Raw genomic sequence first — 26,247 nt, 5'->3', positions numbered from 1 at the left:
CCTCCGGCTATTGCGTCGCCGACTCGGAGGCGCAGCGTTGCTTGAACGGTTGAACCGGTGAGCCGTTCCGGGCGACCAACGCGCGCAGCTCGCGGCACTTGGCTTGAAAGTGCGCAATATCCGCCGGCGTGCGGATCCCGATCGACAAAGCGGGCCTCTGGGATTGCGCGGCGATCTTGGCGCGGTGGGCCTCGGCATGGGCCTCGCCAACGGCTTCGACAATCTGCGACGGCTTGGGGAAGAACCCCCCGACCTTCGTCCACCACTTCATGCCCAAGAGAAAATCGGTCTCACCCATGCCCTCAAGGGCATCCGCCCACAGGTCGGACAGTTCCGACAGCTCATCAGCCGAGAGCCTTGATTGGAATACCAAGTCCGCTTTCATCAACGCTTCGAGAATTATTGCCTTGTCCATTTCTCTCCCTCTCCTGTCTCAATTTCTGAAGAATCTTCGCCTTCTGCTCACCTTCCTGCTGCTTCTGCTGGTAGACCGTCGTGGCACGTGGTCTTCTGGGGACTCCGGGCGGGGCCTGCGCGGCGGCCATCTTCATCGCCAACTGGTCGAACTGCGCGCGGAGCTTGGCCGTCGAGAGAATGTTCGCCGCCCAGCAGAATTTGCTCCCCTCCTGCGGGATGTTGTCGGCCTGCGCCCACTTGATAACCTCTCGGATATGCTCGGGGTCGCGCTTGTCGATCCGCAGCATGAGGTCCACGTGCCTTGCCCACGCCTGGAGGTCCGGCTGCTTGAACTCCGGCCGGTTGCGCCGAATGCAGTTGTACAGGTACGTGGCGAGTCGGAGGGGCGGAGCACCTTCGACAAAAAGATTCCTGTCTTCAGGAATCTGTCTTTCTTCTTTCTTAGCTTCTTTAACTTCTTCTCTTTCGGGTGCCCTCTGTCTGCCCTTCGTAGACCTTTCGTTGTGCCCTTCGTTGTGCCCTTCGTAGTTTTCTATTGTCTGGTAAACTTCGTAATTTGTGATGGTTATGAGCATCCCGCGAGTGCCCCTCGTAATGCCTATCATTGTGCCCTTCGTGTCCCCTTCATGCGGACTTTCGTGGGAACGCCCAGCGAACCACTCGTAAGCACAGCGGATTTCTTTGATGGACGGGGTTACGCGGCGGTATCCGACCAGCCAGGACATCGCCTCCTGCATCTCCTCGATGGAGGTTCGGAACTGCCCTCGTTTGAGCTTTGCACCATCGCGCCACTCGGCGCGCAGCAGCATCCAATCCCACAGTTTCGAGTACAGGGGGGGCTTGTCCATAAGTTCGGACTCAAGAGATTTGCGCGCCTTGAGGATGAAGCCGCCGGAGATCATCTCCTACGCCCCCGTTCCGAGCCGGGCCTGGGCCGTTCTTGGCGGGCACGCCGCAGCCTTCAGCCGCTCGATTTCGGCGGCGGCATCCTGAAGGCGCATTCTGTAGGCGTCACGCTCCATTTCGAGGCGCTTCACCTGGTCGGACAGGCGTGCCCGTTGGTGCTCTGCGCGCTCGTAGCGCGCCTTGTAGTCCGCGGGTCGGCGCAAGTCGGAAAGGGAGAAGCCTTTCATGCCGCAGGCCTCCCTCTCTTGACCTTCGTCCGCCTCTCGTGTTCGGTGCGATAGGCCACAAAGTCTTGCTCGCATTCGCGGATGTGGGCCTGGAGCTTGGCGTGGACCTGCTCGGTTGGGAGTTCGTCGCGCATTGCCTGGTGGTAGGCGGCAAGGGCCGGGACATCGTCCAGCATCTCCTCAGGGAGCGTCGGTTGGTCCGGGCAGGCTTCGTCGTTGCTGCGCAGCAAGAACCCGAGGGCGGTCGCCATGTGTGCGAGCACTGAGGTGTCGGAAATCTTCTGGATGAGCTTCCAGGCGTCTTCAAGCCCGAGCTTGTTTGGGGTGGGGAAAGGGTTCAATTCGTTGTTGAGGGTCGAGGGTGCCTTGTCGAGCAGGACCAAGAGCTCTTCCTTGGTCGTGCGGCCGTCTTTGATGGCGGATTCTACGGACTCATGGAGTAGCGCGACCAATTTCATCATTTGCGCCATACCTTAAGCCTCCCCACGCGAAGTGCTTGTGTACACACTCATCGCCCTGTGCTTTCTGGTCTCATGGACATCCAAATCACCACTCGTCGCACGATGAACGGAAACGTCTTGGCCACGGCCAGAATCCTCACTGCCGAAGACGTGAAGTGGTTCAGGGTCACGCTGCCAGAGTCCGTCTCGCTGGATAAAGTCCAGCACGACATCGTCAATCAGGTGCTCGCCCACCTGAAGAAGCACGGTGGACCTGCCGCAAACCTGGTCATGTACCAGTTGGCCTTGCCTTCGGGTGGGTGAAACCATGGGCACCTCCACCCCGTCTCTACGACGGGCCAACAGGTTCAGTTCGCCGCGCGCCGCGGGGCCATGCCGGGCAAGCGAGGTGGACGGCTTCACGCACGAGCCTCGTCTTGGGGAGGGTTTTCGGGCGGGGGGATGGGGATGTACGCGTCGATGACCGCCTGGATGCGTTCGTAGGTTTTTGTGTTGAGGCCGGGACGTTTCCCGTTAAGCAGCCTGGTGATGCTGCTGATCGGGACTTCCGCCGTCTTGGCAAGACGAGAAGAGTTCCAGCCGGACTCCGCCAGGAATGTTTCGATGTCTTGTTTGATTCCCATGGTCAGAACCTAACCAATTGGCAAAATATGTCAACAGTATTTTGCCAATCTGCGCGTAGACAATTGGCAACGTGTGTGCCAAAGGGGTTGATATGGGAATCCATGAAGATGCCGTAAAGGCCTTAAATAAGTTGCTGAAAGACTTAGGACGCGGCGGCCAAAGTCGTGTGGCCGAGCGGTCTGGCATTGCCGTGAGCCAGGTAAAGAGATTGGCCGATGGGACAAGAAATGTCGGATTTGAAACGGCCAGCGCAATCCTCGACGCCATCGGGGGTAGGATTGTGTTCCTCGGAGAGAAAGGGCAGCAGGAAGAGGTTGCCGTTGGACAGGATACCCCCGGAGTTGTGCAGAGCCAGTTACAGCTCCCGGAGAGCTACAGCTTCATTCCCCGGCTGGTTGACGTGAATATATCATGCGGCATGAGCGAGTTGGAAACGCTCAAGGCTTTGTCCGCTGCGCTCCAGGCAAAGATAAAGTCGCTTGAGGAGGCTACGGCAGGCCGAGAGAAAGATGCGGCGGTATGACGCGGCTTGCCTGCTGCCGCTTCCAGGTTTTGCGCCGCGTCAGGTGAAACTTCGAGGGAGAGGGGTTGTAATCAGGATGTTCCCAGAGGTGTAGGTGGGTACTTGCATCATTGGGCTGATATTGAGGAGGATAAAATCGTGGTCGCGGAATTGTTGCCGAGTCTAAAAATGATCTACCTATTCATTGTCCTTGGAATTATCTATTCATTTTATGTAGCGGTGAAAGGGGCTAACCCATTTGTAGTAGCAAGCCGTGAGCACTTGGCTTTCAAAATGTTTTGGACAGGAATAGGTTTTGCTCTTCTTTCCGTATTGCTCGGTATGCTAGGTGTTGTACTTGCGCTTGTCGCGGTTGCTCTTGGTATCGTTGTAATGGCGAAGGGGCTGGTAGGAAGAGGGATTGTCGTTATTCTGGCTGCCTGCATAGCACAATGGCTTCGATTGTTCATCATTTCAATATCTATGCACTAGCGGCACATGCTGTGGCTAAATCGCTCACAGCAACCGTGGTCGTAGCCTCTATTGTTCTGTTTTCATCTCTTGCGTTCTCGGCTTCACCTCACTCCCACCCCGAACCATGGTACCAAGAGGCCTGGTGCGACTCGCGCGGCGAAATGGAAGTGGTCATGCCCGACGGTAGCCGCTGCGATTGCCTGACCGAGACTTACGCCGTGGAATTTGATTTTGCGCGCAAGTAGGCGGAGAGTGTAGGCCAGGCCCTCAATTATGGCGCCCAAAGCGGCAAGGCTCCGGGCGTCGTCTTGATATTGGAGCAGCCTGGCGATGAGCGCTACCTCCAGCGCGTGCTGCGCGTGCGCGAGGCCTACGGCCTGCCCCTGGAGGTGTGGGCCGTGGATAAAGAAGGGCGAGAGCTGCCATAAATCAGTTGTAAAGCATTGCTTACCAACTCAAGCCCCCTCCCAGGGGGCTTTTCTTTTGCTCATCAGCCTGGGCCAGCCCCTTACAAAAATGCCACCCTCCCCTGATGGACTTTTTTGACCCATTTGTTGCCAATTGGGAATTTAGTTGTTGACTATGTTTTGCCAATTGGTTATTTGTGAGTTGTTGATTTTGAGGATTGGGAAAGTTTGAAAAAGGGGAGGCAACCATGACGGAACTCACAAAGACTGTGCGCCGGGAGAATTTGGACCAGGCCGACGAGAAATTGCCGCTGGGCCTGCACATTGCCGGGTGGCTGGCCGTGGCCTGGGCCATTGTGGTCCTGCTCATTGACCTCAACGCCGACAATATCTTCGGGAGGTAGCGATGGACAAGATGCTCGAAACCCTGCGCAAAATCGAAAGTCTAGCCGACCGGGCGCTGCGCGATGACGACTACAGGCGCGGCGAGTACCTGGACGAAATCAAGCACTTGGCCTGGAGCGCGGCGAGCAAGGCGAAGCCGCAGGCCCAAAACACCAAAAAGGCGGCCTAGCCATGGAGAAGCTCATCCATCTCGACCTGTACGACGGGCGGCGCGACGAAGATTTCGCGGACATCGAGTGCCGCGAGTGCGCATACTTCGGCCACACGTGCGCCAACGCGGTGGTCGTGTTGGAGGCCATGCGCAGCCGGGGCAACGACATGAGCATCCCGGTGTTCGACTTCACCCCCGACGGCGACCGGAACGCCAGCCAATGCCCCGGTATGTGGCCGAGCCGCAACTACCTGCGCAATACCGCCCAGGACCGGGCGTTGGAGTTGGCCGAGCAGCGCAGCGCAGCACAGCACCAGTGGGATGTTGGCTCTGTGAAGGGATACGGGACAGGGGGGCTGTAGGCATGAGCGGGATGTTCGTCACGGTGGCCGAGGCGCGCAAGACGCCATGCCCTTTCGCCAAGGCCAAGAGCGGCGCGTTCTGCACCCCCGAAGGTTGCAAGCGCTGGGCCTTCGGCCCGCAAGACATGCAGCCCTCGTTCGGCGGCTACGGCACGCACCCTTGCGACGACCCGCGCGCCGTTGTCGAGCCTGCGCGCCCCGCGTGTGTTCCCGCCAGTTGGGAGTGGTGCCCGGCGGATTGGGCGGGTGATGCACTGTGGGCCGAGCCCCGGATGGAGTTCTGCGGCCGGTTCGTTGGCCGCTGCGGACGCAAAGGAAAGCGCGATGCTGCCTAGCGTGACGGCCGTGCTTTCGCCCTGGGCGGACTTTTCCGGCATCGCCCCCGATGTTCTGGAGAACGCGGCCCGGCGCGGCACCGCAGTGCACCGCATCTGTGGCTGCATCACGCAAGGCCTCTGGTTTCCCGAGATACCCGACGACTGCGCCGGGTTCATCGAGAGCTTTCGCGGGTGGTTCCCCGTGGTGGAGGAGGTCGTGCTCTCCGAGGGGGAGTTGTCTGACGCCGCTCTGGGTTTCTGCGGGCACCCGGACCTGATTTGCCGCATCCGGGGAGACGAAACCCTGGCCCTGATCGACTTCAAGACCCCGGCCACGAAGAGCCCACTTTGGCGGGCGCAACTCGCTGCCTACAAGCACCTGGCTGTGGTCAATGGCTATCCCGTGGAGCGTGTCGGCTCCCTGCGCCTCAAGCGCGACGGGAAGGCCCCAATTTTCGACGAGTACACGGACGGCAGCGCAGCGGACCTCGCCGGGTTCGTCGCGGCGCTCAACGCGCACCGGTATTTCGGCACCAAACTGTAAGGAGGACACCATGGGAATGGATTTTGGCGCAGCATTGCGCGCCCAAGACGGGAACCTCGCCGGGCACATGATGGCCATGCAGGACGAACAGTCGGGCGACATGAACATCACCTGGGAACCGAGTCACGCCCCGGCGGCACAAAACCCCTACGACCTCGCCCCGGTGCGCGCCAAGCTGGCGGTCTACGACGCCGAGATAGACAAGATGGTGGCTCAAACCGAGCGCCTGATGGTCTCCGACGACGCCACGAACGCCACGGCAGTTGAAATGGCGAATCAGGCCAAGAAGATCGACGCGGCCATTGAGCGCGTGCGCAAGGATCTGGTGCTGGCCCCCAACGAGTACGTGAAGAGCGTCAACGGCCTGGCCAAGGGCTTCCAGGGGCGGCTGGGCACCATCGTCGCCAGCCTGCGCGGCAAGGTCGGGGCCTACGCCCAGCGCATTGAGATGGAGCGCCGCAAGGCCGAAGAGGCCGCGCGCAAGGCCCAGGCCGAGCTTCAGGCCAAGATCGACGCCGAGGCCAAGGCCGCGCACGTGGAGCCGGTCCAGATCGCGGCGCCCGCGCTGCCCAAGCAGCAGACCATCGTCCGCACCGAGGCCGGCAGCGCCACCCAGCGCAAGGTCTGGAAGCACGAGATCACCGACGAGACCCAGGTGCCGCGTGAATACCTGATGGTCGACGAGGCCAAGGTGCGCCAGGCCGTCAAGCAGGGCGTGCGGGAGATTCCCGGCATCCGCATCTACGAACACACCGAAATCGCCTTCCGGGGCTAGGAGAAAAGGTCATGGCTCAAACAGTCGCAGTCGTTGACGGCACCAAGGGCGCTTTGCTTGCCCGCATGGCCGAGAAATTCGGCGTGGATAAGGCCAAGGTTGGCGAGATTCTGAAGGCCACGGTGTTTAAGCAGCCGAAGGGCAAGGACGGCCCGGCCGAAGAAATCAGCAACGAGCAGTTGGCTGCTCTGTTGATCGTAGCCGATCAATACGGACTCAACCCTTTCACCAAAGAAATTTACGCCTTCCCCGACAAACAGAAAGGCATCGTGCCCGTGATCGGCGTGGACGGGTGGAACCGCATCATGAATGACCACCCAGCCATGGACGGCATAGAGTTCCGGTACAGCGAGACCATGGCCAAGGCAGACCCCGACGCCAAGGATTGCCCGGAATGGATCGAGGTTGTGATCCACCGCAAGGATCGGAGCCACCCCATAGTGGTGCGCGAATACCTGGACGAGTGTTACCGCCCAGCATTTGAAGGGCAGGGACAGCGCGGCAGTTACAAAATCAAGGGCCCGTGGCAGTCGCACACGCGACGCTTCCTGCGCCACAAGGCCCTGATTCAGGGGGTGCGTATCGCCTTTGGCTTCTCTGGTGTCTACGACGAGGACGAGGCTGAACGTATCGCCGAAGCGCGAGTGGTCAATATGACCAGAGACATGCCCGCCGCCATTGACACAAGGCCAGAGCCCACTCTGGACCTCGCCGCCCTCGACCGCTTCAACAAGCAAATCACGGAAGCACTCCCTGACGAAGACATGGACATCCTGGGCGAGTTCATAGCGGCAACGGCTGCGGCAAACGGAACCGACGTGAACGGCCTGAAGATGGCCGCGGCTGGCGACAACTTCGGCTCGTTCTTGACCAGCTTCAACGCTTGGAAAGCCCGGCGTGCGCCGGAGGAGACTTACCTCTGCCCCGACCGGACGGACGGGACGCGTTTCCCGGCCAGCGTCTGCGCGAAGTGTCCGAAAGCCGCGCGCTGCCCGGAGTACGGTCCGGAGCACGCCAAGCAGAACGGCTAACAGCTACCAGCTCCAGGTGTAGACCCCGCCGCTCCATCCCCGGCGAGGATTCGCGCAACAGGAGCATGTTCCTCCTTGCACCGGGACGGCGGGTCTTTTCCCCACCCGCCGTCCCACAAAAAAATGGAAGGCAATAATGAAACTCGAAGACCTGAAAGACGACGCTGAACGCATCGACTTCCTTTTGCACGCCCTGGACTACGTGACCGGCTGCGAAACCTGCCTGAAAGACCCGCTGTACGAGGGCAAAGAAGGCTACGCCGGGCCGTGCCCGCACCTCGAAAACAGGCGGCGCGGCATCTACGGCAGCAACACCCGCAAGCTCTGCCCGGACCTGGACTTCAACGACTGCCGACCCATCGGGGGGATCACTGGAGACCGGGCCGAAGCCTAGTCCTCCCCTCACACCGCTCCGGGGAGACCCAGAGCGGCAACGAGCGAGGGACCATCAACACAAACGACGACAGGAGGAACCATGGCGAAGAAGAAGGCAACCGGAACCGAGCCCACGCTTCAGCTTCAGGATGTCCCCGCGTCCATCGCGGGCTATGCGGTCGGGCCGCAGTTTTACGACCGCCTGGTGCGCGACTTCCCCAACGAAACGCTGGGCGAAGACGGCATCGAGGCCATGCTGGAAGACGCGCGCACGGCGCTGGGCAAAGACCCCGGCGAGATCATGGCTAACGCCATCGCCGACTGGCCGCAGTTCGTGGTGAGCTACCGCGCGTGGCTGGAAGCGCGCCGCGGCAAGCGCGCCGTCTTGGAAGAGGCCGCAAAGCAGGGCTTCGTGGAAGTTGTGGACCAGAGCCAGGCTGAAACCCGCGAGGTCGAGCGCTCGCGCACCACATGCGCGTTCTCCGGCCCCCAGGATGAAGACCCCTGCACTCGCGCCGAGGGCTACTGTCTGGATGACACCCTGGAGTTCTGGACCGCGCGCGTCGACGCCAGCGGAGAAGCGGACGCACCCGAGCCCCGCGTTTGCGAGCACTGCGGCGAGCAGACCACGGCCTACCTCGTGACGCCCACCGAGCAGGTGTTCTGCTTGGACGGCGAGGCGTGCCGTGAGCGCAAGCGCCTCCAGGAAGAAAAGTCCAAGGCGGAAGGCAAGCGCATTGAGAAGGTCATCGAGCAGCACCGGGTGAAGCTCACCACGGAAGAGATGAAGGCCCTGGCCGACCGCACGGCGGAAAATCTGCGCCGCAAAGCCGACCTGGAACAGCAGAAGGCGCAGAGCACCAAGTCCTACGCGCAGAAGATCGGCGAGGTCGATGCCGAGCTGCACAAGGACGGCGCGCTCTACCGCGAAGGGCACGAAATGCGCGATGTCGAGTGCCAGATCGTCAAGGACTACAAGACAGGCTGGGTCACGACCATCCGCCTGGACACCATGGAGGAGACCCACCGTCGGCGTCTGCGCCACGACGAAGCCCAGGTGCCGCTTCCCATCGGTGAGGCCACACCGGGCGACCTGGCGGCGGCCAACATCGGCGGCACTTTCGGGACCAATCCGCACCCGGACGGCGAGAAGGTTGAGGAGCACACCCCCGGCGATGAGCCTGTGGTGGACGACGACGACACCCCGACCGCCTTTGAGCTGGCCATGGACGAAGCCGCGGCGAAGGCTCGGCTGGAGGCCCTGGGAGGCGAGCGTGTGGCGCCCGACTGCTACGGCGGACCCATCGGTCTGGAATGCGGCGAAGGCGCGAGCCTGTGTGCCTTCTACGCTGAATGCAGCGAGATGGCCGGAGCTGGCGTGAGCGGCGAGAGCATCCCGCGCGTGGGCGACGATGCCGCGGAGCACGTCCAGGGCGCGGCGTAGCACAAGCTGGCGGCAGGAGGAGGGCTTCTTCGCCCCAATCTCTTGCCGCCAGCCTTCGCCCGACAATCCGAGGAGAGAACAGGAGGGGGCATGGGGAGCATCACCGCGCACGTCATCCGTAGGCTGGGGCCGCTGCATTTCATCCTGGGGATGCTGGAGGCTGCGGAATCGCCGGTTAAAGACAGCGGGCTGACCACTGAAGAGCGGGCACGAACGGAAATTTTACGGAGTCGCATCGGGCGCTGCGTGCTGCGGGCAAAAGGCATGGAGCCTGCCCCGGGCGACGCGAAAGAAGACCGGAGGGTCAAGCGCGCCATCCTCCGCATGAACGACGCTCTTTGGGAACTCTGGCCGGAAAACATCGACGCCCGTGAGGTTGTAGCGGCGGCGCTGTCTCTGGTCGCCGCGCAGCAGGAAGAGCTGGACCGACTCTGGGCCGAAGGACACATCCGCGGTCCGCGCGCGCAGGCCAAGCGCATGGAGTGGAATCTGCTGCATGGGCTGCTGGCTGATCTCGCTGAGGCTTTGGACTCGGAACTTGAGGGCGCCCCGCTCGACAAGGGCGACCATGTAGGCGGCCGCATGGCCGAGGCCCTAGCTGGCCGGGAGGTGAGAGCATGAACTTCAAAATCGGTGATACCGTCACCTGGACTTCCCAGGCTGGCGGGCGCTTCAAAACTAAGACCGGACGCATCGTCGAGATCATCCCTGCCCAGGGGCGTCCGCCGAAAAATCTCGCGCAGGGCGCTCTCCCGCGCGGCCACGAGAGCTACGTGGTGGACACGCAGAATGTGCCCGGATGCGCTCCTCGGCTCTACTGGCCACGCGTGAACCTGCTCAAGCTCGCGAAGGCCGCGCCCGCCGCCGACACCATTACCCCGGCCCTCAACGCCCTGGCGGACATCCGCAAAGCGCTGGGCGTTGGCGGCAAGCCCATGATGAGCGAACTCGCGGGCATCGTGGCCGGGCTCAAAGCGGAGAACGACAAGCTCAACTCCCGTAAGGGTATGTGGCCTATCCTTATGCGAACCCTCGATGCCTCGGGCTTCCAGGGCCGCCTTGATGCCCTTCCCAAGCACGTCGCAGACCTGCTCCAGATTGTCACACAGGCCCTTGCACTGGCCGAGAAGTTCATCGGCAAGGTGGAATCGGGCCGCGCCCGGAGCAAGGAAACCTACGCGGAGTGCAAGGCCCTGCGCGAGGCCATCCTGCACACCGGGCCCCTCCCGACCCCCGCCCTCGCCGCCACGGAGGTGAAGTAGCATGGAAACTGAAAAGCTGGCTCTGGCCTTCGGGCTCACCCGCGACTCTTGGCTTACAATGCCGCGCAGCCTCATGGGGGCGATGCCCCCGGAGTGGCAGGACCGCCTGGCCCCCCTCATCGACGAGTTCCGCGCCGCGTGGCCCGGTCTAGACGAGGTGCGAACACGCGTTGAGGTCGTGCACGAGGCGGAGTGCCCAACCTGTAAAGGTTTTGGAGCGCAGGGTGGTGAGCAGGAGCCGTGCGACGAGTGTGGCGGAACGGGGAAGGTCGACATAACAGCGCGCTGGTTTTACTGGCTCAATGACTACCGCCGCCCCAACTTCAAGCGCATCGCGCAGCTTATGTTCCCGCCCAAGACCATGCCCCAGCACCAGGACTATCAGGCCGCCCTGGCTCGCGTCCGGCACAACCCAGCGTTGGACGAGAGGGCCTAGCTATGCCCAGCGCCGACATCACAGTATGCGCGTCACAAGACTGCCCCAGACGCTTGGATTGCGCCGTCCACTCCTGTCATCACACGTGGGCGGACTTGGCCGGGGCGGTGCGCGCGGGCAGCAACTTCGACCCGTACAATCCTGAACAGGGCGGGTGCGAGCATTTCACCGAGGCCGCTCCGCTGGCCATGGACGCGAGAGGGTAGATGAGCAATGCGCGAGATTCCGGCAGCATACTTGACCGTTGAGGAGGCGGCGGCGCACGTGGGGAAGTCCACGCGCACGCTCCTTCGCTGGGCCAAGCAATACCAAATCCCGCGCAAGGGGCCATGCCGCAACCAGTTTGGCCGGGCCGACCTCGACGCCTTTATGGATGACCCCGAGGTGTTCTTGGCCGCGAAGATCCATATGCCACGCCACAAAGGGGGGGGCTTTACGCGGGTTGTCGCGTAGGCTATGGCGCAAGGCATGGGCAAGGTTCTATTCCACAAGACGGGCGGCTACTACATCGCCTATTCGCTGCCGGGAAGCCGGAAGCGAATCAAGGAATACTTTGGCCTTGGCCCAGCCGCCCAGCGCCAGGCGGGTATCCGGCTTGCCGAGATCGCCCTGATGCGCGCCAAGGGGCAGGTCCCCCGCAACGCCTCCGGCGTGTTCCTTGACCAACTCGCCCAGCTCTATCTCCACGATGCCAAAATGCGCGGTGTAGGCGAACAGTTTCGCACGGAATTCGCGGCCCTGCTCAACGATGCCATCCTGCCGGTGCTTTGCAAACGCCCCGTCGATCAACTGGAGTATCAAGACATCCTCAAGATGGTGGAGCCGGGCGGCCCGTGGGCAGACAAGAGTACCCCCACGGTCAACCGCTACATGGGCTATCTGCGCTCCGTGTTCAAATTCGGTGTCAAAAAGAAGATCACCGGGGCAAGCCCCTTGGACGATTGGAAGCAGACGCCCGAGCGCAAGAAGGAAATGCACCTGACCTTGGACGGTCTGCGCCGCATCATCGCCGCAGCCGATCCCCACCTTTCCTGGGCTCTGGAGGTGGAGGCCAACCTGGGCACCCGCCCTGGTCCCTCCGAGTTGTTCAGCATCCGCTGGGCTGACGTTGACTTTGAAGGCCTGCTCGTCCATGTGCGTGGCACCAAGACCGAGGGGGCCAGCCGCATCGTGCCGATCACCCCGGACTTTCGCGCCCGGCTGCTCATCATGCGCCAGGAGGCCAAGAGCGCCTACCTGATTGAGTACAAGGGCAGGCCGGTGAAACAGGTCTACCGCAGCCTCAAGACTGCCATCAAGCGCGCTGGCATCACCTACCCCGTCACTCCCTACGACGTGCGCCACTTGTTCGCATCGGTGCTGCTCCAGGGCGGGGCCGATCTCGCCGCCGTGTCCGCCCTCCTGGGCCACAGCAGCATCGCTACCACGCAGGAACGCTACTATCACCTCATGGCCGGAGAGAAGGCGCGGGCCGTCGCGCTCATGCCCCAAGTCGCCGCGCCCAAGGCCGGGAAGCTCGTCAAAATCAAGTAGGCGCATCAGTAGGCGCAAAGGTGTCTCCAGATGGCCGAAAATGCCACAAAATGCGCCTACTGAAACAGACAAAGCAAGTGATACCAATGGTTCACAGCCTGCACACCTTCTTTGGGAGCAGGATGTCGCTGGTTCAAATCCAGTCGCCCCGACCAGTAAATACAACGGCTTGCAGCATAAAAACTGCAAGCCGTTTTGTTTGGTATGCACAATAGTATACCCAGACGCCCGGAAAGTGGCTTTTAGCGTAAACCCGCGCGCGATTCGGCACTGATCGGCGCGCGATTCGGCGCGGTGGGTGCCCCAACCTGCGGCGTTGCGCAGGGCGGCGCGCGAAGGTTTTGCTTGACCTTGAAAGCCAGTCGGGATAGGGGCTTGCTCCGGAAACGCGCTTCGCCCACGTAGCTCAGTCGGTAGAGCACTTCCTTGGTAAGGAAGAGGTCACCGGTTCAATTCCGGTCGTGGGCTCCACGGAAATGCAAAGGCCCCTGCCATGGCAGGGGCCTTTTTTGCGTCCGGCGCTGGCGGGAGGCTAGTAGACGGAGCCGGGCGGGGGCAGTTCGCCACAATAGCGCGCGCTTTGCCCATCGCTCACAAGCTGGGTGTCGTTTCTGGCCGCCCGGTCTTCCTGGGCCTTTGGCACCAGGGTCATGGTGCCCAGGGCGGCAAAGGTGGTGGCCTGCCGCAGGGAAAAGAGCAGCGGCTTGCCAGGCTCCACGCGGAATGTGTCCCCCTGCCTGAGCGGCCTTCCGCCCGCCAGGGAGAGGATCCGGTTGGCCGGGCCGTTGCTGGCGGTTTCGGCCACGGTGTATTGGCCTGCGGGAAGGGCCACCTCGCCTCCGCTGGACCAGCGCAGGGTGATCACCTGTCCCTTGGCGTCCACAAGCTTCACCGAGCGCACAATCCGCGGCGCCACGTCAACATAGAAGGAGGACGGCCGCGCGCCTTTGGTTTCGCGCAGCACCTGGTACCGGGCCACATCGGCCTGCGGGCCGGGCAGGCGGTAGCGGTCGATGAAGCTCTCCGGATCGAGGATGATCTCCCAGCCCATGTCCTGGCCGTCGTTGTCGGTGGGGCGGGCCGTGTAGCCCTTGAAGTTCAGCACCTCGCGCCATTTGCTCCCCAGCACGCCTTCGATGACCAGCTGGTCTCCCACCAGGGCGTGCAGGGTCTCGCCCTGGCGCACCTGCACGGGCTTGCCGTTAAGCCAGCAGACGAACACCGGCGGCCCGGCCGGCAGCGGGGGAGGCATGGCCCCAGCGAAGCGCACCGTGGTGGAGCTGACCTTGCGGCCGTCCACGCGCGTCTCCAGTTCCTTGAAACGCTCCAGGGCCATGCGCGGAGAATCCACGATGTTCACGCCTTGGCGGTCGGAGGCGAACACCGCCACGGCCTGGCCCTTGTCGGCGTTCTGGCCGATGGAGGCCGGGTCCACGGTGATGGTGCCGCCGGAGCGGATGGCCAGCGGTCGTCCGTCCAGCGGGGTGCCGTTGATCTTGGGGCGGCAGTCGCGCTCGAACTGGCTTTGCACGTCCCGCTCGTCCACGGACGGCGGCACGATGTCCACCCCGCAATGCCGGAGCAGCACGCCGGTGGCGTAGACTTGATGTTTGACCTTCCAGCCCAGCGCCCCGATGTTCTTGCTCACTTCCACGGCCATGGCCGGGATGTTCAGGTTGGCCAGGGCGTAAAAAGTGAGCGACTTGCGCATCTCCTGGGCGTAGCGGCTGTCGGACTCGAAGGTGCGCGTGTTGAACAGCTTGAACTCGTAGTCCTTTTCCCGCACGGAGGCGTTGATTTCCCGCAGGGCGGAATTTACGAGCCGGGCCAGGTCCAGGCTGTCATGGACGTTGGCGTCGATGATGATGCTTTGTCCCCAGCGCGAGGGGTTCCGCAGGGGGTTCACGTATTCCGGGTCATAGAAGCCGGAGCCCTCGTGCAGGTGGATGAGCGCGCTGGACTGGGAGAGCAGGAACCGGACGGCGCGCGCCAGCCGGTCCTCGTAGAACTGGTTGTAGTCGCGGTCGAAACGGCGGTTCATGTCCACGTTCACCGCCCGCTGGTGCACATGGATGGAGGGCACGTTGGCCCGGGGCACCACGATGAGGTTGCCCGTGCGGACACGGCTTTCCGCCAGAATCTGCGCGGCCAGAAAGCCGGTGGGCTCGTCGCCCTGAATGCCGCCCTGGATCATGACCGTGGGACCGGGTTTCTCGCCCTGGATGAACACGACATGCAGAGGGTACTGGGTGCCCTCGAAGAAGACGAAACTGCTGCGCGATGCCCCGAGGCAGGCGAGCGGCAGCAGCAAAAGGAGCGTCAGCGCGAAGCTAGCCGCCCAGAGGGTACGTTTCGCCAAGGATCACTTCCCCGTTTGCGTTTCGTATCTCCACGCGCAGCCCCAGGACATCCTTCCGGGTGAGGCCCCGCGGGGCGCTGGCTGTGGCGGAGATGCGCTTGAAGCGTTGGATCTGGTAGGTGAGGTCGGAAGCGTTCTGCACGGAAAGTTCGGTCAGGGCGCCGTCGGTGCGCAGCAGCAAAAGCGAAATGCCGCCCGAGGACGCCCCCTGCGCGCGGTTGTTCAGGTCGAAGCTGGTGGTGATGGTCTCGCCCGAGAGCTGGGCCTTGAAGTTCTCCACGGCGATGGTGCCGAGGTCCACCCGAGCGAAGGCCCGCGATGTCGGCTGTACGGCCTTTTCCGTGGACGCCTTGCCGTTCTTTCCGGCCGCTGGCGCGGTATTCTGGATCTTCTCCAGGTTGCCCAGGCGTTCCAACTCCACCTGGGCCTCGGCCAGGCGCACTTCCAGGTCGCGGCGTTCGGCCAGCACGCTGCGGTAGCCCACAAAGGAGCGCAGGCCCACCACAAGCCCCACCAGCACCACCACGGCCAGCACAGAGCCGACCCACAGCAACAGCTTGAGCCGCCGTGGGCTGACGCGCAACGTCTTGACGTCGGCGTCGTCCCGCATGAGCAGCACGCTGTAGCTGGCGTTCTTCATCAGCTTTTGCCCCAGGCTTCGCTCACGATCACCCAACCGTCGCCCCTGGGCGCGATGACCAGGGTCTTTGCGCCCCTGTCAGCGTGGCCGGAGCTGTCCTCGTAAATCTGCTCGAAGCTGACCTTCAGCCCCTGCTTGTGGATGGCCACCTCCACCTTGTCGGCGGCGATGCGCACCGGGGTCTTGCTGGTCCACAGGGCCTGCTTGTACTCGCGAATGGCCTTGGCGCCATGCTGGCGGCCGTTGTTGGCGTCCTCGTCGTAGTAGGCCATGTATTTGTCGATGTCGGCCGCAAGCCAGGACTCCAGCCAGCCTTTGAGCAGGCTGTCGACCTCCGGCTGCTTGGAGCGGAGATAGCGGGTCTCCAGCGCGGCGGTGGGGGCGTCGACGTATTCCCCGCCCACGATGCGCCAGGCGCCGTCCTTCTCCTTTTGCCAGTAGAAGCGTTTGCCCACGGCGGAGATGAGGTCCTGGGTGCGGTAGTATTGGTCGAAGGTGGTGACCCAGTAGTCCGGCCCCTGGATGGCGCGCACGTTGTCCACCATGACGTGAATCCAGGGCTGCCGGGCGAAGATGCCCAGCTTGTGGTTCTTGAACTGCGTAAAGGAAACGCCCTCGGTCTGGGCGAATTTTTCCGGCTGGAAGTAGTCGAAGAAGCGTTCCCGCTTGTTCTGCCAATCGCCGGCCCACTGGCGCACGCGCTCGGACAGGTGCTGGGCCGTGGCGTCGCTGCCCTGGTCCTTGCTCCAGGTAAGCTTCTTGGCGATGACCACCGGCGTGCCGGACGGAATCTGCCCGTCCAGGCTCTTGATGTCCTGGGCGCTTAGGGCCACGCAGCCGCGCGTGTCCTGGGCCAGCAGCTGCTTGCCGCGGCCGTGGATCCAGATGCCGTGCCCGGTCTTGCCCTTGAGGCGATCCACGGGATTGGGGAAGTTCAGACTGAAGGCGCGGTCGCCGTATAGTGCGAAGTCGAGTTTGCCGGGCACCTTTTCTTCAACGAAGTACACGCCCTCTGGGGTGCGCTTGTCGCCTTCCTTCTGCTTGTCGCCCTCGGCCTGGCCCGTGGCGCACACGAGCTTGCGCAGCACCGTGAGCGGGCTTCGCTTGCCGAACATGAAAAACGTCTGCGTCTCCTTGTCGATGCCAAGGAAAAACTCCGGCCCGGAGGGCTGCGAGTTGACGTGCGTCACCCAGCCGGTTCCGGCCGCCAGGGCAAGGGCTGGAGTCAGGGCCAAACCGGCCAGAAGGAGGAGGGTGCGTAAGGTTTTCAACAGCTCATCCGCTTTGTCTGTTTGCGGCGCACCCTATGCCCCCGCGCGATGGCGGCCGGGACGCCATTTTCGTCCTAGCCCTTGGCTGCGGCCAAGAGCTCCTTGCGCGTGAAAATGGACTTGAGCGTCAGGCCCGCCTCGGCCAGACGCTGCGTGCCGCCTTCCTCGCGGTCCAGCACGCAGAGCACCGCGCCCACCGTGAACCCGGCCGCGCGAACCCGCTCCGCAGAGGTGACCAGCGTGCCGCCGGTGGTCACCACGTCCTCGAGCAGGGCGATTTCCGCGCCGGGCTCGACGTTTTTGAGGCCTTCCAGGTACTGGTCGGTGCCGTGCCCCTTGGACTGCTTGCGGATGATCACCGCGGGCAGGGGGCTGCCCTCCAGGTGCGAAAGCACGGACACCGCCGTGACCAACGGATCGGCCCCAAGGGTCATGCCCGCCACGGCGTGAGCGCCCGTGCCCGTGAGCATGTCGAGGAACAGCTTGCCGATGAGATAGCCCCCCTCGGGGTTGAGGGCGGTCTGTTTGCAGTCGAAGTAGTAGTCGCTCTTGCGGCCGGAGGTGAGGGTCACCTCTCCCTCCACGTAAGACAACGCCATGAGCAGACGCGCAAGTTTCGCTTTGGAATCCTTCACGATTACTCCTGTCCCTGGCCGAACACCCGGTCGAATATGGCGCTTACGTAGCGCAAGTAATAGCAGGGGTCGAACAATCTTTCAAGAGTTTCTAGAGTCAAGTGTTCACGAATCTGCGTATCGCCAAGCACCTGGTCCTTGAACGGGCTCTTGGCGTCCCAGGAGCGCATGGCCGCGGCCTGGACCATCTCGTAGGCCTTCTGCCGGGGCAGGCCCAGGTCCACCAGGGCCACCAGCACGCGCTGGGAGTAGAACAGCCCGTACGAGGCCTCCAGGTTTCGGGCCATGTTTTCCGGGATCACCCGCAGGTTCGAGAGCAACCCCGCCAGGCGGTTCAGGATGTAGTCGGCCAGGATGGTGGAGTCGGGCATGATGACGCGCTCCACGCTGGAATGGCTGATGTCGCGTTCGTGCCAGAGGGGCATGTTCTCCATGCTGGCCAAGGCGTTGGTGCGAAGCAGGCGCGAGAGCCCGCAAAGATTCTCCGCGCTGATGGGATTCTTCTTGTGCGGCATGGCCGAGGAGCCCTTCTGCCCCTTGGCGAAGCCTTCCTCCACCTCCAGCACCTCGGTGCGCTGCAGATGCCTGAGCTCGGTGCACAGGCGCTCCACGCCGCCGCCCAAGAGGGCCAGGGCGGTGAAGTACTGGGCGTGGCGGTCGCGCTGGATGATCTGCGTGCTCACGGGGTCGGCGGCAAGGCCCAGGATGGCGCAGGCCTTGGCCTCCAGTTCGGGCGAAAGGTGCGCGTAGGTGCCCACGGCGCCGGAAATCTTGCCCACGCGGATGTTTTCCAGCGCATCGGCGAAGCGTTTCCTGTGCCGACAGAATTCCGCATAGAATCCCGCCATTTTGAGGCCGAAGCTGGTGGGTTCGGCGTGGATGCCGTGGGTGCGGCCCATGCAGAGCAGGTCCTTGTGCGCCAAGGCCATCGTCTTGAGGACGCCCAGGACCTTGTCGATGTCGGCCAGGATGATTGCGCCCGCCCGCACCAGCAGCACGGCGTTGGCCGTGTCCACGATGTCGGAGCTGGTGCAGCCCAGATGGATGAAGCGGGCGCTTGCGCCCACTTTTTCCTCCACGGCGGTCAAAAACGCGATGACGTCGTGCCGGGTCTTTTCTTCGATTTCGAGGATGCGGTCCACGTCGAAAGAGGCCTTGGCGCGGATGGATTCCATGTCGGCCTGGGGGATGACGCCAAGGCTGGCCCAGGCCTCGCACACGGCCAGTTCGACCTCAAGCCACGCGCCGAAGCGCGCCTCCATGGTCCAGAGGGCGGCCATTTCCGGGCGGGAGTAGCGTTCGATCATGTGGGTGCTTCCGTCTTGCGCTGTTTGGTCAGGGGGGCGCTTGGCCCGCGCCGGGCTGCGGCCCTGCTCCGGGGGGAGCGCAAGAAAAAGGCAGCCTCGGGCTGCCTTGTTCTTGCCGTGTCTAACTGGCGGCCGTGGGGCCTGTGCACTGCGGGCTTGCCGGAGCCTGGGCCGTCGGCGCGCTTTCGGCCGCCGGTGCGGCAGGGGCGCTTGCGCCCGTCTGCGCGGACGCCCCGGAACCTCCGGAGTAGCCGTTGGCGTACCAGCCTCCGCCCTTCAGCACGAAGGACGAGCTGGAGATGATCCTGCGGGCTGTGCCGCCGCACACGGGGCAGGGGATGTCCCGCTCCTCGTAGTCCTTTTGCCATTCCTCGAAAATCTGCTTGCAGTCCTGGCAGTGGTATTCGTAGATCGGCATTGATCGGCCTCCAAACGGAAAAAGGGCCGCAGGGGCCCGTCGTAGCTGGCGGGGCGGCTCAGCCATGCCGGTCGAGCCGCCCGTCTGGGAAGTACGCCTATTTGCCCTTGGCCGCGGCCTTGGCCTCGCGGACGCGCTCCTTGAGGCGCTCCTCGCGGCGCTTGCGGCGGCGGTCAATCTCTTTCATGCGCTCGACTTTCTTGTGCTTGCCCATGTGTCCTCCTGGGAAAAAACGGCATATCGCCTTCTTCGGATGCGCGCTTCTAGCGCACATCACGGCGCATGTAAAGGGTCGTCTGGCCCCTGCGCGCCGGGCATTGCCCTTGACGGATGCGGCGTAAGGCTTCATTATCAATCAGCGGGCGCTGCCCGCGGCAAAACGTCCATTTCCAGGAGTCCCGACGAATGACCAACGACCCTTACGCCAACGCGGTGGCCGACATCGCCGAGGTGTTCATGTTTGAACATTGGCTCAGGCACTCTTTCGTCGTCGAGAAGGACGGCAAGTTGTTCCTCGAGGTCTCTCAGGACGACCTGCGGGACATCTATCAGCAGGAAGAGCATCTTGCCCCGCTGGTGGACATGCTGCAGAACGCCGAGATCAGCTACGAGAAGTGCCAGGCCACGGTCTGCTCCTTTGTGGGCGCGCGTTACGACGGCACCAAGTACGGGCCGGACGTTGTGGCCCGCGCCCTGGACAGCAAGGCCTTCAAGATCGAGATGTATGTCTTCGGCGTGTGGCTCAAGGGGCACCAGCAGTACCTTGACGAGCGCCGCATGTCTTTTGCCGAATGGCGCGAGATGTACGCGGGATGGAATTCCTTGGACCAGGTGAAGGAATACCGCAAGAAGCTCATGGCCGGCGGGGGCGATCCTGATCAGCCCTCCAGCAGATCGGTGCATTAGCCATATCGGCTGAACCGTAGTTTGCCCTGTGAAGCGCGCCCGGTTTGCCCCGGCGCTGGAAGAACCACGCCCCCCAGACAGCGAGGCAGGTCATTGTGTGCGCCCTGTGGACCAAGAACAGCAGCGACGACGATCGCAAGCGGCAGGTCATCATGGACCTGTTGGAGGACATTCGCGACCAGCGCGCCAAGATCAAGCTGGAGTTCGACGAGGGGGTCACCAGCATCAAGGATTTGACCGCCACCCTGCTTGAGTACGATGTCTCCGGCATGGTGGTGGAGGTTTCGAGCCTCAAGGGCGCCACCCGCGCCTTCGACGGTGCGAATATTTCCTGCTATTTCCGTGTGCGCGACCGCGCGGGTCGCGGCCGCGAGCGGTACCTCACCTTCGATTCCGCGGTTCAGGGCGTGACCCAGCGCCCCAGCGGCATGGTCCATTTCAGCCTGGCCTTCCCCCAGAACCTCAAAAGCGCGCAGTTGCGCCGCAGCGTGCGCGTGAAGGTGGACCCTCGGAAGGTTCCGGAACTCACGGTCTGGCCGGATTTTTCCGGCTGGCGCGATTTGGAGAAGCTCCCCGCCGTATTCGGACCCGAGCAGTTGGCCGAACGGGGCTTCAAGGTGGACAACTTCTCCGCCAACGGCGTGCGCCTTGTGGTCACCTCTGCGCTTATGCACGAGGCTTTGCCCGAACCGGTGAAGGGCACGCGCTACGCCATGCGCTTCAGCGCCGTGGCCGAGCCGGGCGCCGCCCCGGCCACCTTCTGGGTGCAGGCCGCGCTGCGTAACGTCTTTCGCGACCCGCACACCTCCGAAACCGCCCTGGGCTTCGAGTTCGTGGCCGAGGGGAGCATGGACGAGAAGAACGGGCTCATGTGGCGGCCGCTCAAGTTCGACGAGGTGTCCGGACTGGGCAAGTTCGTGTTCAAATGGAACCTGGACCTGTACCGGGAAAAGGGCATGGGCTCCTAGGCCCGCGCCCTTCCCCGGCCGTCTTTCGTCCCGTGCCTACAGGCCCTTGCGCTCGATGAAGCGCAGCAGCAGCACCCCGCATACCAGGAACGCCGCGATGACCGGCCAGTGCCCCAGGCCCAGCAGCTGCGGGACCGTGACCTTGCCGAAGTTGCCCCAGGCGATGACGCTTTCCTTGAGCGCGGGGTAGAACTCCGCGTACAGCCCCGCGCCCACGACCATGCCCGCCATGCCCGCCAGGGCGTCCACGCGGCCTTCGCCCAGGGCGGCCCCGGCCGTGCCCGGGCAGTACCCCAGAAGCGCCCAGCCCAGGCCGAACACCACGCCGCCAAGCAGGTTGCCGCCCAGCGACAGGGTCTTTATGGACAGCTTGGCCAGGTCCAGGTCCACCAGCAGGTGCACGCCCACCATGCCCACCAGGATGGTGCTCAGCATGAATTTGACGATGGTCATGTCCTGAAGCAGCAGCGCGCCGAGCTGGCGGTCGTGGCGGATGACCTCCGCCCGTTGCAGCAGCACGCCGAAGCCGATGCCGGTGAAAAGTCCGAACCAGAGATCCATGTCTACCTCCTTCCCGCGCCGGAGGGGCGGCCGTACACCAGCCGGGCCATCACCAGCCCGCCGATGAAGAATCCCGCGAGGGACACAAAACCGCTTGCCGCAAGCTGCAGCGATCCGGACAGCCCATGCCCGCTGGGGCAGCCGTCCGCCAGGCGCGCGCCGAAAATGGCCACGGCGCCGCCAAGAAAGGCGAGGCCCATGCGCAGGGCCGTCCTGGGGCCGAAACGTTTGGCGAAGCGGTCGGGAACCGCCTGCACGCGGAAGGTGCGGCTGGCCAGCGCGGCCATAAGCGAGCCCAAGGCTATGCCGATGACGAACAGGAACTGCCAGTCGAGCTTGGGCGCGATTTTGACGAAGTAGTCCAGTGCGGTCACGCGCTCTGGGTCTACCGCGCCTTCCACGAAGCCTGCGGCGCGCACAAAGGTGGTGGAGGCCCCGAAGTAGTTTCCCGAAACGTACACGGACAGGACCAGCAGCAACCCTGCCAGCGCTCCGGCCAGATACGGGTTCCAGGGGGGGGACGGCGTTTTTGCGCTCATGCGAATTCCTCCTGTTCCAGTGTGTATACCCTGGTGGGGTAGCATACAGATTGCGCATTTTCCTGCGGCCGTCAAGGGCGGCTTGCCATTCTGGCCCATTGCGGGCTACAGGCATCCATACTTGCCCGGCACGCCACGCACAAGCAATCGAGGTCGCCATGCCCGTGAAAAAGCCCGTTCCCAAGCGCCCCGCCCAGAAGTCCCCACCGGTCCCGCAGCCCCAGCCCGTTTCCGGCCCGTGTCCGGACGACCCGGAGGAACAGGTCGGCTTCTGCTCCCTCATCGAGAAGCTCAAGAAGGACATCCGGCGGCACATGTTCGCCTTTCTTGGCAAGGACATCGCCCGCGCGGGCATTCACGACTACTACAAGGCCCTGGCCTACACCATGCGCGAGCGCATGGCCGAGCACTGGATACGCACCCAGCGCTCCTACTACGACGCCAGCGCCAAGCGCGTGTACTATCTTTCCCTTGAGTTTCTTGTGGGACGCTCCCTCAAGAACAATGTGCTGTGCCTGGGGCTGGAGGACCAGGTGCGCGAGGCCCTGGCCGAGATGGGCCAGGACTTCGAGGAAGTGGCCGAGACCGAGTGGGACGCCGGGCTTGGCAACGGCGGCCTGGGGCGGCTGGCCTCCTGCTATCTGGACTCCCTGGCGACCCTGAAGATACCCGCCTACGGCTACGGCATCCGCTACGAGTACGGCATTTTCCACCAGAGCATCCAGGACGGCTGGCAGGTGGAGCGCCCGGACAACTGGCTCCGGTTCGGCAACCCCTGGGAGTACGACCGCGCGGGCTATCTGTACCCGGTGCAGTTCGGCGGCGAGGTGCGCGCCTACACCGACGAGCAGGGCCGCCTGCGCGCCGTGTGGGAGGGCGGGGAGAAGGTCATGGCCATGGCCTATGACATGATGGTCCCCGGCTACCAGAACGGCAACGTCATCAACATGCGCCTGTGGAGCGCCAAGTCGAGCCGCGATTTCGACCTGGAGTTCTTCAACTCCGGAGCGTATCTGCGGGCCATTGAGGACAAGGCCAAAAGCGAGAACATCTCCAAGGTGCTCTATCCCACGGACAGCTTCGTGGAGGGGCAGGAGCTGCGCCTCAAGCAGCAGTATTTCTTCGTGGCCGCAACATTCCAGGACATCACCCGCCGCCACCTGAAGCATCATCAGGGCTTCGACGAACTGCCGGACCTTGTGGCCGTGCAGTTGAACGACACCCACCCGGCCATCGCCATCCCGGAGCTCATGCGCATTCTGCTCGACGAGCACCTGCTGCCCTGGGAAAAGGCCTGGGAGATTTGCGTGGGCACCTTCGCCTACACCAATCACACCGTCATGCCCGAGGCCCTGGAGCACTGGCCCGTGGACCTCATGACCCGCGTGCTGCCCCGGCACATGCAGATCATCTTCGAGATCAACCGCCGCTTTCTGGATGAGGTGCGCAAGCGCTACCCCGGCGACGACGAACGTCTGCGCCGCCTTTCGCTCATCTCCGAGGATTACGGCAAGCGCGTGCGCATGGCCAACCTGGCCGTGCTGGGCTCCCACTCCGTGAACGGCGTCTCCGCCCTGCACACGGACATCCTCAAGAACAGCACCTTCCGCGATTTCGCCGAGCTGTTCCCCGAGCGCTTCAACAACAAGACCAACGGCGTCACCCCCCGCAGGTGGCTTCGGCAGTGCAACCCCGGCCTGGCCGAGCTCATCGCCGAGGGCATCGGCCACGGCTTTGTCACGGATCTTTCGCGCCTGGAGGGCTTGAAGCCCTTGGCCGCGGACGCCGAGTTCCGCGCCCGCTGGGGCAAGGTGAAGCACAAGAACAAGCAGCGCCTTGCCGAGTACGTGCTCTATAAGCTCGACCGCAAGCTCGACCCGGACAGCCTCTTCGACGTGCAGGTGAAGCGCATCCACGAGTACAAGCGCCAGCTCTTGAACGTGCTGCACGTGGTGAGCCTGTACGATGATCTGCGCTCCGGCCGCCTGGGCCGCGACATCGTGCCGCGCACGGTGATTTTCGGCGGCAAGGCCGCGCCGGGGTACCGCATGGCCAAGCTCATCATCCGGCTCATCCACGCCGTGTCCGATGCGGTGGCCCGCGAGCCCAAGTGCCAGGGGCAGTTGGCCGTGGCCTTCTTGCCCAACTACTGCGTGTCCAACGCCGAGAAGATCATCCCCGGCGCCGAGCTCTCGGAGCAGATCTCACTGGCCGGCACCGAGGCCAGCGGCACCGGCAACATGAAGTTCTCCCTGAACGGCGCGTTGACCATCGGCACCCTGGACGGCGCAAACGTGGAGATCCGCGAGCGCGTGGGCGCGGAGAACTTCTTCCTCTTCGGCCTCACCACGCCGGAGGCCGGCGCCCTCAAGGCGCGCGGGTACAACCCCTGGGAATACTACCAGAAGGACGAAACCTTGCACCGGGTGCTGGACCTCGTCGCCTCGGGCCACTTCTCGCCATTGCAGCCGGACCTGTTCCGGCCCGTGGTGGACAGTCTGCTGAAGGACGGCGACCGCTGGATGCTCCTGGCCGACTTCCGCTCCTATGTCGAAGCGCAGAAGCAGGTGGCCCGGCTGTACCGCAGCAGCGAGCTGTGGCTGGAGAAGTCCATCCTGAACACGGCGGGCATGGGCTATTTCTCCTCCGACCGGGCCGTGGCCGAGTACGCCCGCGACATATGGGGCGTGGGAGTATAGCCGGGCAGGGCGCGCGGGCGCGCGGGCGCGGGGTTCTTGACAATGGGCGCGGATGATGGTGCCCCAGTCCCCATGCGCGAACAGCACGATGACGCCCCGGCGCGCGGACGCCTGGCCCCCAGCCCAACGGGCCGCCTGCACCTGGGCAATGCCTGGGCCTTTTTGCTGGCCTGGCTCTGGGCGCGCTCACACGCCGATGGACGGGTGGTCCTGCGCATGGAGGACATCGACCCTGAGCGGTCGCGGCCCGACCATGCCGAAGCCATCATGGCCGACCTGCGCTGGCTGGGCCTGGACTGGGACGAAGGCCCGGACATGGGCGGCCCGCATGGCCCGTATGTCCAGAGCCTGCGGCTTGGGCGCTACGCCGATGCGCTGGAGACCCTCAGCGCCCAGGGGCGCGTGTACCCCTGCTTCTGCACCAGAAAGGAGCTGCGCGAACTGGCCGGCGCGCCCCACGCCCGCCTGGCCGATGACGGCTCCCCCGCCTATCCCGGCCTGTGCCGGAACCTGAGCCCGGAGCAGCGCGAGGAACTGCTGCGCCAGGGCCGACGCCCCTGCCTGCGTCTGCGCTGCGACGCCCTCGCCCTTTCTTTTGCCGACGCCGTGGCCGGGCCGCGGCGCATGACCCTTGAGGAATGCGGCGGCGACTTCGCCCTCAGGCGTTCGGACGGGGTGTTCGCCTATCAGCTGGCCGTGGTGCTGGACGACGCGGCCATGGGCGTGACCCAGGTGGCGCGCGGGGACGACATCCTGGCCAGCACGCCCAGGCAGCTGTTTCTGCAGCGCCTGCTGGGCCTGCCCAGCCCCCGCTACGCGCACCTGCCCCTTGTGCTGGACCACCAGGGCGAGCGCTTGGCCAAGCGGCACCAGTCCCTGGCCCTGGCCGAACTGCGCGGCCGTGGCGTGGCCCCTGGGGCCATAGTGGGCTATCTGGCGTGGCGGGCGGGTCTGCTTCCCGCGCCCCGGCCGTGCCCGCCAGCGGAGCTGGCGCCGGGCTTCTCCCCGGAAGCCCTGCCCCCCGGCCCCGTCGTCTTGCCGGAAGACATCGGCAGCGTGCTGCTGGCCCTGGGCTGACGCCCCACGCGGACCCCGCGCCGACCGTGATCCCGCCTCGTCCTGATTCGCCGTGTTGCGCGCGTGTTGACTCCGCGCGCGAAGGGCACTACATTCGTCGGTGTGTGATTTTTTGTTTGCATTTCTAGTCGGTTGCAAGCACCCGGTCGACCCGTTTTCGGCCGTTTTGTTTCAAACGTTTTTCATGTGCGCGCGCAGGGGCTTGCCCCAATAG

35 protein-coding genes and 1 tRNA gene are annotated in these 26,247 nt (G+C 63.8%); 23 read left to right on the top strand and 13 right to left on the bottom strand.

Features of this window, described 5'->3' with window-relative positions; genetic code table 11:
* Positions 1–7: 7 nt before the first annotated feature.
* The 4 genes from CHB73_RS10040 to CHB73_RS10025 are packed head-to-tail and all read right to left on the bottom strand — an operon-like array spanning position 8 to position 2,020.
* A complete protein-coding gene (locus CHB73_RS10040; RefSeq protein WP_143337362.1) occupies positions 8–415 on the bottom strand; it encodes a hypothetical protein in 408 nt (135 codons plus the stop codon).
* Positions 345–1,319, bottom strand: coding sequence for a hypothetical protein (locus CHB73_RS10035; RefSeq protein ID WP_089274432.1), 975 nt, complete (start codon positions 1,317–1,319; stop codon positions 345–347). Before CHB73_RS10035 ends, CHB73_RS10040 begins: the two co-directional genes overlap by 71 nt.
* A 3-nt stretch (positions 1,320–1,322) precedes the next feature.
* Complete coding sequence (locus CHB73_RS10030) at positions 1,323–1,550, bottom strand: hypothetical protein (RefSeq protein ID WP_089274431.1); 228 nt, start codon at positions 1,548–1,550, stop codon at positions 1,323–1,325.
* Positions 1,547–2,020 carry a phage regulatory CII family protein gene (locus tag CHB73_RS10025; RefSeq protein WP_089274430.1) on the bottom strand — a complete coding sequence of 158 codons (474 nt, stop codon included), beginning with the start codon at positions 2,018–2,020 and terminating at the stop codon, positions 1,547–1,549. The genes CHB73_RS10030 and CHB73_RS10025 overlap by 4 nt, the downstream gene beginning before the upstream one ends.
* A gap of 93 nt (positions 2,021–2,113) precedes the next feature.
* Here CHB73_RS10025 and CHB73_RS10020 point away from each other — a divergent pair, with 93 nt between their 5' ends.
* Positions 2,114–2,314 (top strand): hypothetical protein, encoded by a 201-nt coding sequence (locus CHB73_RS10020; RefSeq protein ID WP_089274429.1) that lies wholly within the window; start codon positions 2,114–2,116, stop codon positions 2,312–2,314.
* A gap of 95 nt (positions 2,315–2,409) precedes the next feature.
* On the opposite strand, the gene CHB73_RS10015 is transcribed toward CHB73_RS10020, so the two are convergent.
* Positions 2,410–2,634: a helix-turn-helix domain-containing protein gene (locus tag CHB73_RS10015; protein WP_089274428.1), complete on the bottom strand. Its 225-nt coding sequence runs from the start codon at positions 2,632–2,634 to the stop codon at positions 2,410–2,412.
* Between the two features lie 191 nt (positions 2,635–2,825).
* Between CHB73_RS10015 and CHB73_RS10010 the strand changes: the two genes are divergently transcribed.
* From CHB73_RS10010 to CHB73_RS09945, 18 genes are all read left to right on the top strand, one after another.
* Positions 2,826–3,158: a hypothetical protein gene (locus CHB73_RS10010; RefSeq protein WP_143337361.1), complete on the top strand. Its 333-nt coding sequence runs from the start codon at positions 2,826–2,828 to the stop codon at positions 3,156–3,158.
* Positions 3,159–3,296: 138 nt separating this feature from the next.
* On the top strand, positions 3,297–3,629 hold the full coding sequence (locus CHB73_RS16480) for a hypothetical protein (protein WP_143337360.1): 333 nt from the start codon (positions 3,297–3,299) through the stop codon (positions 3,627–3,629).
* 637 nt (positions 3,630–4,266) lie between these two features.
* Positions 4,267–4,422, top strand: coding sequence for a hypothetical protein (locus tag CHB73_RS16815; RefSeq protein WP_179216987.1), 156 nt, complete (start codon positions 4,267–4,269; stop codon positions 4,420–4,422).
* Positions 4,423–4,424: 2 nt separating this feature from the next.
* On the top strand, positions 4,425–4,592 hold the full coding sequence (locus tag CHB73_RS16810; protein ID WP_179216986.1) for a hypothetical protein: 168 nt from the start codon (positions 4,425–4,427) through the stop codon (positions 4,590–4,592).
* Between the two features lie 2 nt (positions 4,593–4,594).
* Positions 4,595–4,936 (top strand): hypothetical protein, encoded by a 342-nt coding sequence (locus CHB73_RS10005; RefSeq protein WP_089274426.1) that lies wholly within the window; start codon positions 4,595–4,597, stop codon positions 4,934–4,936.
* A 2-nt stretch (positions 4,937–4,938) separates the two neighbouring features.
* On the top strand, positions 4,939–5,271 hold the full coding sequence (locus CHB73_RS10000) for a hypothetical protein (protein ID WP_089274425.1): 333 nt from the start codon (positions 4,939–4,941) through the stop codon (positions 5,269–5,271).
* A complete protein-coding gene (locus CHB73_RS09995; RefSeq protein WP_089274424.1) occupies positions 5,261–5,797 on the top strand; it encodes a hypothetical protein in 537 nt (178 codons plus the stop codon). The genes CHB73_RS10000 and CHB73_RS09995 overlap by 11 nt, the downstream gene beginning before the upstream one ends.
* A 10-nt stretch (positions 5,798–5,807) precedes the next feature.
* Positions 5,808–6,572 carry a hypothetical protein gene (locus CHB73_RS09990; RefSeq protein ID WP_089274423.1) on the top strand — a complete coding sequence of 255 codons (765 nt, stop codon included), beginning with the start codon at positions 5,808–5,810 and terminating at the stop codon, positions 6,570–6,572.
* Positions 6,573–6,583: 11 nt separating this feature from the next.
* Positions 6,584–7,603, top strand: a complete 1,020-nt coding sequence (locus tag CHB73_RS17345; RefSeq protein ID WP_089274422.1) for a recombinase RecT — start codon at positions 6,584–6,586, stop codon at positions 7,601–7,603.
* 136 nt (positions 7,604–7,739) lie between these two features.
* Positions 7,740–7,997 carry a hypothetical protein gene (locus CHB73_RS09980; protein WP_089274421.1) on the top strand — a complete coding sequence of 86 codons (258 nt, stop codon included), beginning with the start codon at positions 7,740–7,742 and terminating at the stop codon, positions 7,995–7,997.
* Between the two features lie 81 nt (positions 7,998–8,078).
* Positions 8,079–9,422, top strand: coding sequence for a sbcc family protein (locus CHB73_RS09975; protein ID WP_089274420.1), 1,344 nt, complete (start codon positions 8,079–8,081; stop codon positions 9,420–9,422).
* Between the two features lie 90 nt (positions 9,423–9,512).
* Positions 9,513–10,043, top strand: a complete 531-nt coding sequence (locus tag CHB73_RS09970) for a hypothetical protein (RefSeq protein ID WP_089274419.1) — start codon at positions 9,513–9,515, stop codon at positions 10,041–10,043.
* Complete coding sequence (locus tag CHB73_RS09965) at positions 10,040–10,684, top strand: hypothetical protein (protein WP_089274418.1); 645 nt, start codon at positions 10,040–10,042, stop codon at positions 10,682–10,684. The genes CHB73_RS09970 and CHB73_RS09965 overlap by 4 nt, the downstream gene beginning before the upstream one ends.
* 1 nt (position 10,685) lies before the next feature.
* Complete coding sequence (locus CHB73_RS09960) at positions 10,686–11,120, top strand: zinc finger-like domain-containing protein (RefSeq protein WP_089274417.1); 435 nt, start codon at positions 10,686–10,688, stop codon at positions 11,118–11,120.
* Between the two features lie 2 nt (positions 11,121–11,122).
* Positions 11,123–11,326: a hypothetical protein gene (locus tag CHB73_RS16475; protein WP_143337359.1), complete on the top strand. Its 204-nt coding sequence runs from the start codon at positions 11,123–11,125 to the stop codon at positions 11,324–11,326.
* A 7-nt stretch (positions 11,327–11,333) separates the two neighbouring features.
* Positions 11,334–11,573: a helix-turn-helix domain-containing protein gene (locus tag CHB73_RS09955; RefSeq protein ID WP_089274416.1), complete on the top strand. Its 240-nt coding sequence runs from the start codon at positions 11,334–11,336 to the stop codon at positions 11,571–11,573.
* A 15-nt stretch (positions 11,574–11,588) separates the two neighbouring features.
* Entirely contained in the window at positions 11,589–12,653 is a 1,065-nt protein-coding gene (locus CHB73_RS09950; protein WP_089274672.1) for a tyrosine-type recombinase/integrase, read from the top strand.
* Positions 12,654–13,048: 395 nt separating this feature from the next.
* Positions 13,049–13,124, top strand: a tRNA-Thr gene (locus tag CHB73_RS09945).
* Between the two features lie 61 nt (positions 13,125–13,185).
* Here CHB73_RS09945 and CHB73_RS09940 read toward each other — a convergent pair.
* The 6 genes from CHB73_RS09940 to CHB73_RS09915 all read right to left on the bottom strand — a co-directional run bounded on the left by CHB73_RS09940 (position 13,186) and on the right by CHB73_RS09915 (position 19,283).
* Positions 13,186–15,012: a M99 family carboxypeptidase catalytic domain-containing protein gene (locus tag CHB73_RS09940; RefSeq protein ID WP_089274415.1), complete on the bottom strand. Its 1,827-nt coding sequence runs from the start codon at positions 15,010–15,012 to the stop codon at positions 13,186–13,188.
* Positions 14,984–15,652: a hypothetical protein gene (locus CHB73_RS09935; RefSeq protein ID WP_089274414.1), complete on the bottom strand. Its 669-nt coding sequence runs from the start codon at positions 15,650–15,652 to the stop codon at positions 14,984–14,986. The genes CHB73_RS09940 and CHB73_RS09935 overlap by 29 nt, the downstream gene beginning before the upstream one ends.
* Positions 15,652–16,887 (bottom strand): L,D-transpeptidase family protein, encoded by a 1,236-nt coding sequence (locus CHB73_RS09930; protein ID WP_143337358.1) that lies wholly within the window; start codon positions 16,885–16,887, stop codon positions 15,652–15,654. Before CHB73_RS09930 ends, CHB73_RS09935 begins: the two co-directional genes overlap by 1 nt.
* Before the next feature lie 110 nt (positions 16,888–16,997).
* Positions 16,998–17,522 carry an orotate phosphoribosyltransferase gene (gene pyrE / locus CHB73_RS09925; protein ID WP_089274671.1) on the bottom strand — a complete coding sequence of 175 codons (525 nt, stop codon included), beginning with the start codon at positions 17,520–17,522 and terminating at the stop codon, positions 16,998–17,000.
* Positions 17,523–17,560: 38 nt separating this feature from the next.
* Positions 17,561–18,865 carry an adenylosuccinate lyase gene (purB, locus tag CHB73_RS09920; protein WP_089274412.1) on the bottom strand — a complete coding sequence of 435 codons (1,305 nt, stop codon included), beginning with the start codon at positions 18,863–18,865 and terminating at the stop codon, positions 17,561–17,563.
* Positions 18,866–18,986: 121 nt separating this feature from the next.
* On the bottom strand, positions 18,987–19,283 hold the full coding sequence (locus CHB73_RS09915; protein ID WP_089274411.1) for an FmdB family zinc ribbon protein: 297 nt from the start codon (positions 19,281–19,283) through the stop codon (positions 18,987–18,989).
* Positions 19,284–19,688: 405 nt separating this feature from the next.
* On the opposite strand from CHB73_RS09915, the gene CHB73_RS09910 reads away from it, so the two are divergent.
* Together CHB73_RS09910 and CHB73_RS09905 are read left to right on the top strand one after the other, a co-directional pair.
* Positions 19,689–20,189 (top strand): hypothetical protein, encoded by a 501-nt coding sequence (locus CHB73_RS09910; protein ID WP_089274410.1) that lies wholly within the window; start codon positions 19,689–19,691, stop codon positions 20,187–20,189.
* Between the two features lie 44 nt (positions 20,190–20,233).
* Positions 20,234–21,157, top strand: a complete 924-nt coding sequence (locus CHB73_RS09905; protein WP_143337357.1) for a PilZ domain-containing protein — start codon at positions 20,234–20,236, stop codon at positions 21,155–21,157.
* Between the two features lie 36 nt (positions 21,158–21,193).
* Here the strand turns inward: CHB73_RS09905 and CHB73_RS09900 are convergent, their stop codons facing one another.
* Both CHB73_RS09900 and CHB73_RS09895 read right to left on the bottom strand, forming a co-directional pair.
* Positions 21,194–21,718 carry a YeeE/YedE thiosulfate transporter family protein gene (locus CHB73_RS09900; protein ID WP_089274408.1) on the bottom strand — a complete coding sequence of 175 codons (525 nt, stop codon included), beginning with the start codon at positions 21,716–21,718 and terminating at the stop codon, positions 21,194–21,196.
* Between the two features lie 2 nt (positions 21,719–21,720).
* Entirely contained in the window at positions 21,721–22,257 is a 537-nt protein-coding gene (locus CHB73_RS09895; RefSeq protein ID WP_089274407.1) for a YeeE/YedE thiosulfate transporter family protein, read from the bottom strand.
* A gap of 158 nt (positions 22,258–22,415) precedes the next feature.
* Here CHB73_RS09895 and CHB73_RS09890 point away from each other — a divergent pair, with 158 nt between their 5' ends.
* Positions 22,416–24,956 (top strand): glycogen/starch/alpha-glucan phosphorylase, encoded by a 2,541-nt coding sequence (locus tag CHB73_RS09890; RefSeq protein ID WP_089274406.1) that lies wholly within the window; start codon positions 22,416–22,418, stop codon positions 24,954–24,956.
* A 72-nt stretch (positions 24,957–25,028) separates the two neighbouring features.
* A complete protein-coding gene (gluQRS, locus tag CHB73_RS09885) occupies positions 25,029–26,033 on the top strand; it encodes a tRNA glutamyl-Q(34) synthetase GluQRS (protein ID WP_089274405.1) in 1,005 nt (334 codons plus the stop codon).
* Positions 26,034–26,247 lie beyond the last annotated feature (214 nt).

The sequence above is a fragment of the Humidesulfovibrio mexicanus genome (assembly GCF_900188225.1).
In the GTDB taxonomy this organism is placed as follows: domain Bacteria; phylum Desulfobacterota; class Desulfovibrionia; order Desulfovibrionales; family Desulfovibrionaceae; genus Humidesulfovibrio; species Humidesulfovibrio mexicanus.
The sequence above is the reverse complement of the archived record's forward strand: the minus strand, read 5'-3'. Positions and strand labels throughout refer to the sequence as shown.